Genomic DNA, 14,310 nt, shown 5'->3' with positions numbered 1-14,310 from the left:
CCCTAAACATTATGTTCAGGGATTTCATTATTAATATGATGTGAATTTGGTTTAATTTACTTTCTTATCATTTGTTTAAATTTTATTTTCAAATTTTGTGCCTAAAAAATAGATTATCCTGAATAAAACATAAAAATTTCATATTGGCATTATTAATGTATAAAAATTAGTGTTGTAATTATTATTAAAAGATTATGGTTTGAAAAATTAAATTATAGTTTATTATTTATATGAATAATAAATTGTGATTCAAATCATAAATCAGGCATAAGATTAGTTTATACATTTGAAATACACCAAATACCAAAATATGAAAACGATATTTTTCTCACTGCTTGTCACGAGTATCACTCTGATGAGTTGCAAAAAAGAATCGCAAAACACTGCGACCAATTCAGATTCAATTACCACTCCAGATACTGTAAGCAAGATTCCGGTGCCGGCTCTAGTAGATACTTTAGTCGCGGCTCCAAAATCTGATACAGCATCTTTGAAGAAAGATTCTGCTAAATAAATGAGGTTTTTAGCGGTTCATTTCTTAACTGAAATTCTAGGAAAAGTTTTCGCAGCGTGATAATGATGCTTTATTACGTTGTTAATCGGAATAAGACAGTTTACAAAATCATTTTAATCATCCATGCATTTTAAAAAAATATGAAATACAAAATAGATGTTCGGCATTTGGTACCAATCAACAATAATGGCTCTGAAAACAATGCAATATCCTTTCTACTTTGTAATTCTGAAACTGAAGCTTTCGACAAGTTTAGGAAACTATCACAAAAGCTATTACAAATAAATAATTGGAAAGTAAGTGCAGGTAAAAATCCAACCGAGTTTTATATCTACCATAATGAAAGCGACAAGTCAACAATTGCCCAGTTAAATGATTTAGTAAAAATAAAAATGCCTGCTCCGAAAAATAATTTAGGAAAAGGTTTTGACTGGGTGAAAGTGAATCAAATTCAGACAATAGAGCAGAAAGGGGTAAAAGCTTTTTTAATACAGATGAAACCCCATTATTGTCCCGACAATTCGAGTGGAAGCATTGCGCATTTTTATAAAGGTGAAGCTTCAAATACTTTTATTTTGGTCAAAAAAGATAAAACTCTGCAATTAAGCATTCATGGAAGAAATGAAATGCCTAATACAACTAAAGTAGGATTTATGGATGTTTTGAGAAATTTATTTGTTGCAAGCGGAGGAATTTTTGGAGGAAGCAAAATTCAATGGCAGGATTTCACAGAAGAATTTTTAAAAAATCAAACTATATAATATGGACAATAAAGACTTTAAACCAAATGAAAAGCTGAATCAGCTTCATGATCACACAACAGATAATCAGGATACGAAACTGACAACCAATCAGGGATTAAAAGTCAACAACAATCAGGATTCACTGAAGACTGATCAAAGGGGTGCAACTTTGTTGGAAGATTTTATTTTAAGAGAAAAAATTACGCATTTCGATCACGAGAGAATTCCAGAAAGAATTGTTCATGCAAGAGGTTCTGGTGCTCATGGGGTTTTTAAACTGAATAAAAGTTTAGCCAAATACACTAAAGCTAAATTTTTAAATGATGTTGATAAAGAAACACCTGTTTTCGTAAGGTTTTCTACCGTTGCGGGAAGCGCAGGAAGTACAGATTTAGCAAGAGACGTAAGAGGTTTTGCGGTAAAATTCTATACCGAAGAAGGAAATTATGATTTGGTAGGAAATAATATTCCTGTATTCTTTATTCAGGATGCGATGAAATTTCCGGACTTGGTACATGCGGTAAAACCAGAACCTGATAATGCTATTCCGCAGGCTGCCTCAGCGCACGATACATTTTGGGATTTTATATCATTAATGCCCGAAAGTATGCACATGATTATGTGGGCAATGAGCGATCGTGCCATCCCAAGAAGCTACAGAATGATGGAAGGTTTCGGGGTGCATTCATTTAAATTTATCAATAGTGAAGGTTCTGTTCATTTCGTTAAATTTCATTTCAAACCTAAATTAGGTGTGCATTCTGTTGCATGGAGTGAAGCACAGAAGATTTCAGGTACAGACCCGGATTTTCATAGAAGAGATCTTTGGGAATCTATTGAAAATGGTGCTTTTCCTGAATGGGATTTTGGAGTACAAATCATTCCTGAAGAAAATGAGCACGATTTTGATTTTGATCTTCTTGATCCTACAAAATTAGTTCCTGAAGAATTGGTTCCTGTTCAGCTTGTCGGAACTTTAACTTTAAACAGAAACCCTGATAACTTTTTTGCAGAAACAGAGCAGGTGGCATTCCACCCAGGGCATTTGGTTCCGGGAATTGATTTCTCTAATGATCCGCTTTTACAGGGAAGATTGTTTTCTTACACAGATACACAGTTATCAAGATTGGGCTCACCTAATTTTCACGAAATTCCGATCAATAGATCGATCAATACAGTTCACAACAATCAGCGTGATGGTCACATGAGACAGCAGATCGTAAAAGGGAAAGTAAGTTATGAGCCCAATTCTATTGGTGGAGGATGTCCTTTTCAGGCAATGATGAAAGATGGCGGATTTACATCAAATAACGAAAGGGTAGACGGTCATAAAATAAGAGCAAGAAGCGACAGTTTTGTTGATCATTATTCTCAGGCAAAAATGTTTTTAAACAGTCAGTCAGCACCGGAAAAAACTCACCTTCAGAATGCCTTGATATTTGAATTGTCAAAAGTGACCATCTTAGAAATCAGAGAAAGGGTAGTAGGGCAATTGGCTTTTATTGATGCTGAGCTTGCTTCAAATGTTGCCGAAAAAGTAGGTGTTAAAGTTAAGAAATTAGATATGCCTAATCAAAGCATTCCTGCAGATGCAGATGCCGCAAGTTTACAAAGCGAAGAAAGAGAACCTGAGACTAAAAGTTCGAAAGCTCTAAGCATGAAAAATACAGTGAAAGATACAATCGAAAGTCGTGTGATTGGTTTCATCATGGCAGACGGAGTAAATACTCAGGCTGTAAAATCTTTAAAAAGTAAATTGGAAAGTGAAGGAGCGGTTGTTCAGATCATTGCACCAAGTGTGGCACCGGTGAAAGCTGATGACGGAAGTAAATTTGAACCAAAACATTCGATTACAAGTACAGCAAGTGTATCTTTCGATGCTTTATACATCTGTTCAGGTGAAAAATCTGCCAAAGAATTGATGCATCCGGAAAGAAAACCAATTGTTACAGAATTCATGAACGAAGCGTACAAACATTGCAAGGCAATCTATTTTGGGAAAGATACTGACGAAATATACAATGCAACCAGAATCAGCGCCAAAAAACATGAAGATCCAGCAATCATCAATACTTCAGGAGGTGATTCTGATGAGAAATTTATTTCAGCAATTGCCAAACACAGAGTTTGGGATCTTGAGAAAGAGCGTAACTCTATGGCATAGAAATAGATAGATTCTCATTACAGCCAAGCCAATATATTTATGAAAGCAGCAGTTTTTCGTTCTTCATTTTTCTTACATGAACATGAGATTGCAGGTGCTAAAATTTAATCAAACTAAAATTTTACTATTATGGAATTTCAAAAAAAATATTAGAATACATCAGTGAATGTATGATGACAGCCGGCGAAACAGTTGCTGTCGCCGAAAGTGTAACCTCCGGAATGCTTCAATTGGCTTTTTCACAGATGCCCAATGCATCAATGTTTTATAAAGGTGGAATGACAGCATTTACTTTAGCGGAAAAAGTGAGACTTTTAAACGTAGACAAGCGGGAAGCTGAAAACAGTGATTGCGTATCAGAAAATATAGCGGACACAATGGCGCTGAATGTTGCGAAATTATTCGAAAGCGATTGGTCAATTGCAACAACAGGATATTGCACTCCTGTCAGACATTCGACGTACAGTGTTTACGCACATTATACAATTGCTTACAAAGGTGAAATTATAGTATCAAAAAAACTAGAGCTTCATCCAAAAACCCAAGCTTTGAATGCGCAACTGTATTATGCGGAATTTATTTTAGGCTGCTTCAAAAGTGAATTGAATAATTTGCTTATTTTAAATAATTAATATAAAAGCTCTCAATGTTTTTTGAAGCTATATCAATAAAGAAATTCCTCAATATAAATTGAGGAATTTCTTTTTGACTTAATATTGATTTTGAAAAATTATTTTGCCTTGCTGTTCAGCGCTGTGTCTGCAATCGTTGACAATAATTTATCGCAATTTTTTTCTTCTTTTAAGGTTGCTAAAAAGTTGCTTAAGCATTTTTTCTCTTTTAAAACTTTCGCATAAGCAGCAAGACTTCCGTAGGTCGCAATCTCATAATGTTCTACTTTTTGAGAAGCAGCAATGATTCCTACATCACGAATTGCGCCAGCTTTTGTCTCTTCCATGATGCCATTTCCTTCATCTAATAATCCTTGCATCGCGTCGCATTTTTTGGCTTCCGGTTTTAATCCTAAAGACTTGAAGCATTCTTCTAATCTCATTACATGAACTTTCGTTTCAGCTAAATGTGAAGAAATTGCATTTTTCAAATCCGGATGCGTTGCATTTTTCTCCATTTTCGGAAGTGCTTTTGTCAAGGCTTTTTCTGCCCAATAGATATCTTTCAATGCGTCTTCAAAGAATTCTCTTAAATCTGCAGAAGCATCTTTTTTAGCTGGTGTTTTAGAAGATTTTGATGCTGTGCTTTTTGAAGCAGTCGGTTTTTTTGGTGCTACAGTTTTCTTGGGAGCTGTAGTTTTTTTAACTGTTGCTGTTTTAGTTGCCATATTGTTTTGTTTTAGTGATTTTATATTGTGTTTTATTATTCAATTTTAAGACCAAAAAAAAATTAAATGATATAAATAAAGAAAAGCTTTGTGTCAGTTTTAATGGCAAGTGTTTTGTTTAATCAATCTCAAACAAATCACATGAATAATAAAGTAAAAATAGCTCTGGCATTAATTGCCGGGGGTACGGCAATTCTCCTTAATCAAAGAAGAAAGAAACTGAGTCGAAAAGTAAAAACTTTTACTGCACCAGACGGAACTACCTACAAGGAAAATCAAATTTATCGTAATTCAGAAGGTAAAGCTTATAGAAATGGTAAAGTTGTGCATTTCGATACTTTAGAATTTGAAAATGAACCTCATTCAAACAATGCTTTTAATCATTTGCATGATGATAAGCTTTCAAAAAATTATCAGGCGAAACCTCAAAATGTTGATTATCATCAAAGAGGGAAGAGGCATCGCTAAATTATTTAAAATAAAAATAAGCGGTTGTGATTGAGGTCATAGCCGCTTACTGTTTAACTCAGTATACTTAGATTATGGATGTAAATATTTTAGGGATAGTAGCAGGATTTCTCACTTCAATTGCCATGATTCCGCAGTTGATTAAAGTTATCAAAGAAAAAAACGTCGAAGATTTATCTTGGGTTATGATTTTGGTCTTAATCTGCGGGCTCTCTCTGTGGGTTTGGTACGGATTTATTCAGGATGAATTACCTATTATTCTATCAAATGCTTTTGCAGTGTTGGTGAATTTAACTTTGTTTATTTGCTATCTGTTATTTAGAAAAAAATCTTAAAAATATTATCTTGACAACTTTATTACCCAATAGAAAGAATTATTCTAATTAATCTAATTTTGGTTAAATATTCCTGATAAATATCAGTTAATTATTAGGATTTGTGCAAAAATCATAATGTTACGTTAATAATACATCAATTTTTGAACTTGTAGTTTATTTGGTGACCGAAAATTTGTATCTTAGTCGCATATTTTATGAAGCAACAGATTTAGAGTTTAAACTGCGCCATTCGCTTCATTATGTAATCCCGCTGTATCAATGGCATACGGCACATATTTTTTATTTTGTATGACTGAATCTTCAAACAAGTTATCCGGGGAAAATTACCCTGAATTTCTTGATCATTTTAAAACTTCACTCCATCATCTTTTTCAGAGAGAAAACATCGACCAGCTAAGTCTTTCAAGAGGTCTTCCGCCAAGTGTATGGAAAGAAATCATGAATCTCAAGCCGCTTTCGGTTGCTGTTCCCACTGAATTCGGAGGTCGCGGATTGAAAGTGAAAGAGTGTTTGGGGATTTTATCTGCCGCTTCTTATGAGTCTCTTCCTTTATCATTAACTTTTGGGATCAACATCGCTCTTTTTCTTGAGCCGTTAGCCAAATACGGAAATGAATCGATTAAAGAAAATATCTTTAAACATTTCTTAGATTACGGTGCAATGGGTGGTTTGATGATCACAGAGCCGGACTTTGGAAGTGATGCCTTAAATATGAAGACTCAAAACGAGTTGAAAGGAGATTCTTACGAAGTAAAAGGTACAAAACACTGGCAAGGTCTTACAGGTTTGGCTAATTATTGGCTGATTACCTCAAGAAGTGCCAATGCAGAAGGAAATTTATCGAGAGATGTTGATTTCTTCATCGCAGACACTCATCAACCTGAACAAAATATTGAGGTTTTGGAATATTATGATAATCCAGGATTATACATGATTCCTTACGGTCTTAATAAAATTGACATAAAAGTTCCTCAAGCCAACAAATTGATTCCTGAATCTACAGGTCTTAAAATGATGCTTGATATTCTTCACAGAAGCAGATTTCAGTTCCCGGGAATGGGAATGGGCTTCCTGAAAAGAATGCTTGATGAAGCTTTAAGTCATACAAGAACCAGAATTGTAGGAAATTCAAATCTTTATGCATTAGATCAGGTGCAGTATCAGCTGACAAGATTAGAGTCATTTTTCACATTGTGTTCTGCAATGTGCGCAAAAAGTTCTAAGATCAGCGGAATTGATCACAACCTTTCATCAGAAGGTGTTCATGCGAATTCTATGAAGGCTTTGGTTACCGATATGATGCAGGAAGCTGCACAGATTTTGGTACAGCTTTCAGGTGGAAAAGGCTACAGAATCAGCCACATCGGGGGAAGAGGAATTATGGACAGCCGTCCGTTCCAGATTTTTGAAGGTTCTAATGAAATGCTGTACACGCAGATTTCAGAAGGGATTTTGAAAGATATGAAGAAAAAGAAACTGGAAAATGTAGGTGAGTATCTTCAGCAAAATGTTTTAAGTGAAAATGCTGCTAAATTATACACTCAAAATTTAGATTTCACCATCAATACAGCAATTTCTCAAAGAAAAATGATTGATCTTGGTAAAGTAGTGGCAAGAATCATCACTGTGAATGACCTTTTGGAATTGAGCAACGCAGGATTTAACCAAAAATTGGTTGATAATGCTGTGGAGATGACAAGACAAGATATTGTTACACTTCTTGCATCAATGAATCATCATCAGGATTTGAAGCCGTTGGATGATTACTCAGAAAACAGCAATTGGATGTCTTTAGTTTAATCTAAAAATATTTTAAATATACTTCTCCTCAAATTTATTTGGGGAGTTTTTTTTTAATTTAAAATTTAATACAAATTAGTTATTTTGACCTAAATTGTTTCTAAGTTCTTTGTCTACATCATTGATTTCCGGCAAAGCAGAATGGAAATTTTCATCGATATATTTCAGCAAATCCTGATGATTTGTATAATTCAGTTTTCTTATAAAAAGATGATTATTTGATTTTAAATAATTTTCAAAAACTGAAGCAATATCATTGATGTTCAATGCATTAATGTCTATAATGGCTCGTTTGTCATCATTCACAATAACAGAATGAAAAGGTGTATTCATCAGCACAGTTTGAAAGAAAGATTCCGCAGGAAGTAACGTATGCAGATAATAATCTTTAAAAGCCATTACTTTTTCGCTATTGCACAGAAAAGAACATGTATCCCTCGTTAAAATCATCCATTTTCCACCAATAAATGGGATGACATCTTTCATAAATTCCCTTTTGTAAATAAAAGATGAGATACGAAATGCCAGTTCTGTGAAATGATTTTGAATACGTTTTAGCGTATCGGGTCTGTAAAATTTTTGATCATAATAAAAGAGATAATTTTTACCTTTTTGGGCAGTCAGAAATTTCCGGATGATTGTCTGAGACTTTAAAGGATAATCTTCACCACTCAGATTGATGAAATATTCCCATTCATTGCTGACGTTTAACAAAAATTCCATAGCATTGAGCTCAATTTGAACCATATTAAAACCGCCCGAGGTAATATTCATGCTTTCTAAAATATAAGCGTTTGGATATTGAATTAAAAATCCCTGAATCATCTCTGTTACTTCCTCATTTGCTTTTCTGTCGATATGGATGAGGTAAAACTGATCTCTAGTATAGATTTTTCTAAACATTCTGATGAATTGCTCAGGCTCATCGTGAACCATAATAAAATAGGCAATCCGCACCGATGAAGAGGGAGCACGAACCAAAGGTTTTGGCTGCGACTGAGGTTGGTGAAAAGTTGTGCGCATGACTTTACGGTTAAAGTCATTTACCAAGTATCAAGCAAACAACTTGATACTAAAGATAGGCATACTTTCTGTAAGAAATTTGATTTATTTGTAAATATTTGATTTTTAAATAATTGTACAGCGTTTGTTTAAAATAAATGATTCCTTTCAAAGAATGTTTTAAATATTTTCAATCAATATTTTATTTAATTAATGTAACTTACCTAATCATTTTGGTCATCGTTTTAATTGTGTGAAAAATTTATTCAGATTGCCGGAAATTACTAAAATGTATGAGGATTTACATAAAATATATGGTCAGTCTGCGATGTAAAATGATGGTGCAGCAAGAAATTGAGCAGCTGGGCTTAAAGAATGCTGTTGTAAACCTTGGTACCGTTGATATTCCCGATGGAATTACGAATGAGCAGCTGGAAGTTTTCAGAATAAAATTAGAGCATCTTGGACTTGAACTTTTAGACGACAAGAAAAGTATTTTAATTGAAAAAATTAAAAATACAATTACAGAAATGGTTCATAATGCCGATGAACAGCCAAAAGAAAACTACTCAGAATACTTAAGCGAAAAACTGGGTTACGATTACACTTATCTGTCTAATATATTTTCTGAAGTGAATGGTTACACGATACAGCATTTTATCATCATCAATAAGATTGAAAAGGTAAAAGAATTGCTGTTATATAACGAACTGAACCTTACAGAAATTGCCTATAAACTCAATTACAGCAGTGTTGCGCATCTTTCTTATCAGTTTAAAAAGATTACCGGTCTGGCGCCATCTTTCTATAAAAGTTTAAAGCAAAAAAGACTAAAGAATCTTGAAGACTTATAAATAATGTGTGATTTATGTAAGTTTAATATTTATTTATGTAACCTTTTCATCTCATTATTGACCCATCTTTGTACTGTGAAATAAATACCATAAGACTGTTCTTCAAATAAAATGGAAGAAGTTGAAAGTAATTACAGCACATCAGAGTTATATATTAAAGTAACTCAGTTATAAAGTTTATCCAGAAAATATTCTTCGAAAAGAAATTCCAGTTTCTATATTGAGTTCCCCAAAATTATAATTCCCCAAAAGACCATTAATAAAGTTTCCGAACGTTATTTTGACAAAGGAGAGCCGCAACTCGGCAAGCAAATACTATGAGTTTTAAGAATTTAAACTTAATCAATCCCATCGTTCGTGCCGCTACAGAAGCAGGATGTCCGAAGCCTACCGAATTGCAGACTAGAATTATTCCGCAAATCTTAAATGGTAAAGATGTTTTATGTGTTATTCCCCGCGGAACAGAAAGGATGACTTCTTTTACAATGCCGGTTCTACAGGCACTGAAAAAGAACAATCCGGATCATAATGACACGAGGGTTTTGGTTCTGACGCCTACTAAAGAAACGGTGTTAGAGATTGAGAAAAATTTTGAAATTTATACCAAATATTTACCATTATCACAGCTTTCTGTGTATGAAGGGATTTCAAACGGAACGCAATTATCTTCGTTGAGAAGAAGATTAGATGTATTGATTGCGACTCCTGAAAAATTAATGGAACTTGATGATCAGAGGCACATCAGCCTTTCGAAGATAGAAGTTCTGATTATAGATGATATCGAGATTTTATTGAAAGATAAAAGCAATGAGCTTAAAAAATTGATCAGTAAACTTCCGATAAAACGACAAAATATTCTTTTTCATCGATTATCTCGCCAGAAGTCACTACCTTCGCAGACAAGATTATAGATGGAGGAGTGCAGATTAAGAAAACAACCGTCTATTCAGCTGTTTCTTGAAATAATAAAATAAAAAGTTTAATCCAGAATTAGACACCCAATAATAAAACAATTTTTAATACCAATACAATGCAACAAGGCACAGTAAAATTTTTTAACGAAACAAAAGGTTTCGGATTTATTTCTCCAGCAGAAGGAGGACAAGACATTTTTGTACATTCTTCAGGATTGAACACTAAAATGATTCGTGAGAATGATAAAGTAGTTTTCGACGTAGAAAAAAGCGAAAAAGGATTAAATGCAGTTAACGTAAGACTTGCATAATCGATATATATCGTAAAAGAAAAGCTGCTTCGCAAGAGGCAGCTTTTTTTATGCTTAAATTGTAAAAGGTTTCTGATTTTAATTTTCAATAACGAAAGCAGTCAGTTCATCCATTTTATTGTTTTTAAATTTCCAGACGTCACAGTAAAAATATTCTACTGTTTCTCCATCTCTGTTTTTTATGCTTATTTTTCCGACAGCAGTTACAAAATCGTTCTCAGCAATCAAATGGTCAACCATGAATTTTGGAGGTTCTGCGTAAGCTTTTTTCATGTATTCACGAACTTCATTTTTACCGTTGAGAATCTGATCACCTACGAAAGTCCACTTTGTATCTTCTGTGCAGAATGATAAAAATCCTTCGTAATCACCTTCTGTAATTAGCGAATTGGCTTTTTGCAGTATTTCTTTATTATTCATGATTTGAAGATTATTAAAAGCAATTTAAGAATCATTTAAATTAAAGCAATTTGAAATTTTGAAAATCTTTTATGCTATGGGCATAGTATTTGGTTTACGAAAGTATCAGCAACATAAGAATGATGAATATTTTGTCTTCTTATTTTGTGAAATAGTGTTAATAAAATAGCTAAGAATTGGAAACATCACATAACGCCCGCCCCGATCATCGGAGTAACTCAGGGACTCATCTTGATCTTTATCTTAAAGCACTCAATTCTGCCAACTCGGGTATTATCATTACTGACAATATGCAACCAGATAATCCGATTATCTATTGCAATAAAGCATTTGAAACGATTAGCGGTTATAAACATAACGAAATCATTGGTCACAACTGTCGGTTTCTGCAATTACAAGACAGAATGCAGTCTGAAAGAAATGAGTTGAAAGAAGCTATAAAAAACGGAAAGGAATGCAGAGTTGAAATCAGAAACTACAGAAAAAACGGTAAATTATTCTGGAATGAGTTGTTTGTGTCCCCAGTTAGAAATGAAAAAGATGAAATTACTCATTTCATAGGAGTTCAAAATGATATTACCGACCGTAAAAAAGCTGAGCATGAACTGAGGGAAGAAAAAGCTTCGGTAGAAAGAAAAATTATGGACAGAACAAAAGAGCTGGTTGATAATGAAATATTTCTTTCAAGTATTATCCAGACGGTGAGAGAAAGCTTATTGGTTTTAGATGCAAAATATACGGTTCTAAGTGCTAACAGTCACTTTTTACATACCTTTAAAGTGACTTCAGAAGATACTGTAGGAGCATTATTGTTTGAGTTGGGAAACCATCAATGGGATATCGATCCGCTTAGAGAGCTTCTATTAAAGATATTACCGACCAACAATCCTGTTATTGATTTTGAAGTAGAGCACGATTTTCCGCATATTGGTAAAAAGATTATGCTGCTGAATGCCTATCGAATAGAGTTTGAAGGTCAGTATAAAGACAGAATTCTAATCGCCATCGAAGATATTACAGAAAAAAGAGAAACAGATCGCCGCAAAGACGACTTTCTTTCTATCGCAAGCCATGAACTAAAGACTCCTTTAACAACTATTAAAGGTCTTGTACAGCTTCTTCAAAGAATGCCGCCTGAAGGTTCATCCGACAAATACATATCGACACTTGATAAAGTGGGAACTTATGTAGATAGGCTCAATAATTTGATTACAGAACTTTTAGATACCTCAAAAATACAGTCAGGAAATATAGAGCTGCACAATGAACCCTTTGATCTTAATAAAACGATTCGGGATACAGTAGAAAATTTGTCTTTGGCAACTCCTGATTATAAGATTATCTTGTCTGGCAATACCGAAGCTGTAATTCTTGGTGACGAACTGCAAATTTCGCAAGTGATTAATAATTTAATTTCCAATGCGATTAAATATTCTCCGGGTTCTGATAAAATTGAGATTTATTTAAATAAAGTTGGAGATTTTGTTAAAATATCAGTCACTGATTACGGAATGGGAATTAGTCCGCAGGACAAAGCCAAAATTTTTGAGAGATTCTTCAGGGCTAGAGATATTCAGAAAAAATTTCCCGGTTTAGGAATTGGTCTTTATATTTCTCACGAAATTATTGCCAATCACAAAGGAACGCTGTGGGTAGAAAGTGAAATAGGTAAAGGATCAACTTTTAGCTTTACATTACCAATCATGAAAGATGAAAACAATGGACAATAAGAAAATAATGGTCTGTGACGATGACCAAGGAATATTGGATGTTCTGCAAATGTTGCTGGAGTCTGAAGGGTATGATGTTTTCACTGAAATCAACAGTACAAATCTGATTAAAGAAATAAAAACTGAACTTCCCGATCTGCTTTTATTAGATCTTTGGATGCCTGTTTTATCAGGAGATCAGGTTCTGAAAGCCATCAGGGCAACAGAAGAATTTGAACATTTACCAGTGATTGTACTTTCTGCAAGTGTTGACGGAAGCAGTATTGCAGGAAATGCAGGGGCTACAGATTTCGTTCCGAAACCTTTTGATATGGATGATTTGATTGCTAAAATCAGAGGATTGTTGCCTTACTCGGATGAGGTTGATACAAAGCTTGATTTGATCGTATAAACTTAAATTTTATTTAAATAATTATAAACTTGTAAGACCTTTTCTTGAAATGAGAAGGTTTTTCTGTTTGGCGCAGGAATGATTGATATTCTAAGCTCCGGAGGAGCAAAATGTTGTATTTCAAAAATCAATAGTAAAGCTAAGAGCGCAAAAGGCGCGGCACAATTATTAGAATTCAGAATTTAATTAAATCTCCCTGAAAATATTTATTCTCTCTATCATCACTAATTAAATTTTAAGCTGAAACCTTGGCCTAAGCTTTTTTATCGTTCGTAAATTTGAGTTTGAAAAATAAAATATTAAAACAAGCGCATGCAAAAGAGAAAAATTAAAAATACAGATTTAGAAGTAGCTCCGATTAATTTTGGAGGAAATGTTTTTGGCTGGACATTAGATGAAAAACAGTCATTTGACATCTTAGACCAATTTGTGGGCGGAGGTTTCAATTTCATTGATACTGCAGATACCTACTCATGGTGGGTCAACGGAAAAGGCGGACAGTCAGAAGAAATTATCGGCAAATGGCTGAAGCAGCGCGGAAACCGAAATGATTTGATAATTGCTACAAAAGTAGGTTCAGAAACTAAAGAACATGGTTTTGATATCAGTAAAAAGCATATTTTAAAATCGGTAGACGAATCTTTAGCAAGACTTCAGACAGATCATATCGATTTGTATTATACACACTTTGACGATAACAAAACTCCGGTTGAAGAAACCTTGGAAGCTTATGATGAAATCATTAAAGCCGGAAAAGTAAGATATATCGCAGCGTCTAATCTTTCTCCTGAAAGATTAAAGGCATCTTTTGAAGCTGCAAAGAAAAATAATCTTCCCAAATATGTTGCATTGCAGCCTCACTACAATTTGCTGGAAAGAGAAAAATTTGAAACCGAGTATGCAGATTTGGTAAAGGAATATGATGTAAGCGTCTTCACTTATTGGTCTTTGGCAGCAGGATTTTTAACGGGAAAATACCGTACAGAAGATGATTTAGCGAAAAGTACAAGGGGAGAAGGGGTCAGAAAATATCTGGATAAAAAAGGCCTTGAAGTATTGAAAGCTTTAGACCAGATGAGTGAAAAGCATGAGACTACCCAAGCATCTGTAGCATTAGCCTGGCTGTTGGCAAATCCTTTGGTGACTGCACCTATTGTAAGCGCAACAAGTGAATCTCAATTGAAAACTTTATTTCAGGCACCTGAATTAAAATTAAGCTCAGATGATATTGAACTTTTAAATAAAATGAGTCAATAAATGTTTTAAACTTTTTTGTAATAAAGATCCCGGTACTGAAGTTCTACAAGTGCCAAACTGTAATT

General features: G+C 34.1%; 16 protein-coding genes. 13 read left to right on the top strand and 3 right to left on the bottom strand.

Going from position 1 to position 14,310, the window contains the following annotated elements; genetic code table 11:
• Nucleotides 1–310 precede the first annotated feature (310 nt).
• The 4 genes from EAG08_RS04880 to EAG08_RS04865 all read left to right on the top strand — a co-directional run bounded on the left by EAG08_RS04880 (nt 311) and on the right by EAG08_RS04865 (nt 4,053).
• Nucleotides 311–514: a hypothetical protein gene (locus tag EAG08_RS04880; RefSeq protein WP_129534483.1), complete on the top strand. Its 204-nt coding sequence runs from the start codon at nt 311–313 to the stop codon at nt 512–514.
• Between the two features lie 140 nt (nt 515–654).
• Entirely contained in the window at nt 655–1,275 is a 621-nt protein-coding gene (locus EAG08_RS04875; protein ID WP_129534482.1) for a hypothetical protein, read from the top strand.
• Between the two features lies 1 nt (nt 1,276).
• The gene (locus EAG08_RS04870) at nt 1,277–3,421 is read left to right on the top strand and encodes a catalase (RefSeq protein ID WP_129534481.1); all 2,145 of its coding nucleotides are present in this window, start codon (nt 1,277–1,279) and stop codon (nt 3,419–3,421) included.
• 170 nt (nt 3,422–3,591) lie between these two features.
• On the top strand, nt 3,592–4,053 hold the full coding sequence (locus EAG08_RS04865) for a CinA family protein (RefSeq protein WP_129534480.1): 462 nt from the start codon (nt 3,592–3,594) through the stop codon (nt 4,051–4,053).
• Between the two features lie 98 nt (nt 4,054–4,151).
• Here the strand turns inward: EAG08_RS04865 and EAG08_RS04860 are convergent, their stop codons facing one another.
• Nucleotides 4,152–4,760, bottom strand: coding sequence for a ferritin-like domain-containing protein (locus tag EAG08_RS04860; RefSeq protein WP_129534479.1), 609 nt, complete (start codon nt 4,758–4,760; stop codon nt 4,152–4,154).
• Between the two features lie 141 nt (nt 4,761–4,901).
• Between EAG08_RS04860 and EAG08_RS04855 the strand changes: the two genes are divergently transcribed.
• The 3 genes from EAG08_RS04855 to EAG08_RS04845 all read left to right on the top strand — a co-directional run bounded on the left by EAG08_RS04855 (nt 4,902) and on the right by EAG08_RS04845 (nt 7,366).
• Nucleotides 4,902–5,228, top strand: a complete 327-nt coding sequence (locus EAG08_RS04855; RefSeq protein WP_129534478.1) for a hypothetical protein — start codon at nt 4,902–4,904, stop codon at nt 5,226–5,228.
• Between the two features lie 74 nt (nt 5,229–5,302).
• Entirely contained in the window at nt 5,303–5,563 is a 261-nt protein-coding gene (locus EAG08_RS04850; RefSeq protein WP_129534477.1) for a SemiSWEET transporter, read from the top strand.
• A 291-nt stretch (nt 5,564–5,854) separates the two neighbouring features.
• Nucleotides 5,855–7,366 (top strand): acyl-CoA dehydrogenase family protein, encoded by a 1,512-nt coding sequence (locus tag EAG08_RS04845; RefSeq protein ID WP_129534476.1) that lies wholly within the window; start codon nt 5,855–5,857, stop codon nt 7,364–7,366.
• Between the two features lie 75 nt (nt 7,367–7,441).
• Here EAG08_RS04845 and EAG08_RS04840 read toward each other — a convergent pair whose 3' ends face one another.
• Nucleotides 7,442–8,389, bottom strand: coding sequence for a beta-1,6-N-acetylglucosaminyltransferase (locus tag EAG08_RS04840; protein ID WP_129534475.1), 948 nt, complete (start codon nt 8,387–8,389; stop codon nt 7,442–7,444).
• Between the two features lie 272 nt (nt 8,390–8,661).
• Between EAG08_RS04840 and EAG08_RS04835 the strand changes: the two genes are divergently transcribed.
• From EAG08_RS04835 to EAG08_RS04825, 3 genes are all read left to right on the top strand, one after another.
• The gene (locus tag EAG08_RS04835; protein WP_228446773.1) at nt 8,662–9,222 is read left to right on the top strand and encodes a helix-turn-helix domain-containing protein; all 561 of its coding nucleotides are present in this window, start codon (nt 8,662–8,664) and stop codon (nt 9,220–9,222) included.
• 317 nt (nt 9,223–9,539) lie between these two features.
• Nucleotides 9,540–10,133: a DEAD/DEAH box helicase gene (locus tag EAG08_RS04830; protein ID WP_129534474.1), complete on the top strand. Its 594-nt coding sequence runs from the start codon at nt 9,540–9,542 to the stop codon at nt 10,131–10,133.
• A 119-nt stretch (nt 10,134–10,252) separates the two neighbouring features.
• Nucleotides 10,253–10,447, top strand: a complete 195-nt coding sequence (locus EAG08_RS04825; protein WP_047445827.1) for a cold-shock protein — start codon at nt 10,253–10,255, stop codon at nt 10,445–10,447.
• A gap of 78 nt (nt 10,448–10,525) precedes the next feature.
• On the opposite strand, the gene EAG08_RS04820 is transcribed toward EAG08_RS04825, so the two are convergent.
• The gene (locus EAG08_RS04820) at nt 10,526–10,867 is read right to left on the bottom strand and encodes a nuclear transport factor 2 family protein (protein ID WP_129534473.1); all 342 of its coding nucleotides are present in this window, start codon (nt 10,865–10,867) and stop codon (nt 10,526–10,528) included.
• Between the two features lie 176 nt (nt 10,868–11,043).
• On the opposite strand from EAG08_RS04820, the gene EAG08_RS04815 reads away from it, so the two are divergent.
• The 3 genes from EAG08_RS04815 to EAG08_RS04805 all read left to right on the top strand — a co-directional run bounded on the left by EAG08_RS04815 (nt 11,044) and on the right by EAG08_RS04805 (nt 14,245).
• Nucleotides 11,044–12,597, top strand: a complete 1,554-nt coding sequence (locus EAG08_RS04815; protein ID WP_228446772.1) for a PAS domain-containing sensor histidine kinase — start codon at nt 11,044–11,046, stop codon at nt 12,595–12,597.
• Nucleotides 12,587–12,988, top strand: a complete 402-nt coding sequence (locus EAG08_RS04810) for a response regulator (protein WP_129534472.1) — start codon at nt 12,587–12,589, stop codon at nt 12,986–12,988. The genes EAG08_RS04815 and EAG08_RS04810 overlap by 11 nt, the downstream gene beginning before the upstream one ends.
• 312 nt (nt 12,989–13,300) lie before the next feature.
• Entirely contained in the window at nt 13,301–14,245 is a 945-nt protein-coding gene (locus EAG08_RS04805) for an aldo/keto reductase (protein ID WP_129534471.1), read from the top strand.
• Nucleotides 14,246–14,310 lie beyond the last annotated feature (65 nt).

The organism is Chryseobacterium sp. 3008163, assembly GCF_003669035.1.
Classification (GTDB): Bacteria; Bacteroidota; Bacteroidia; order Flavobacteriales; family Weeksellaceae; genus Chryseobacterium.
This window is presented reverse-complemented; position numbering and strand designations above follow the sequence as displayed.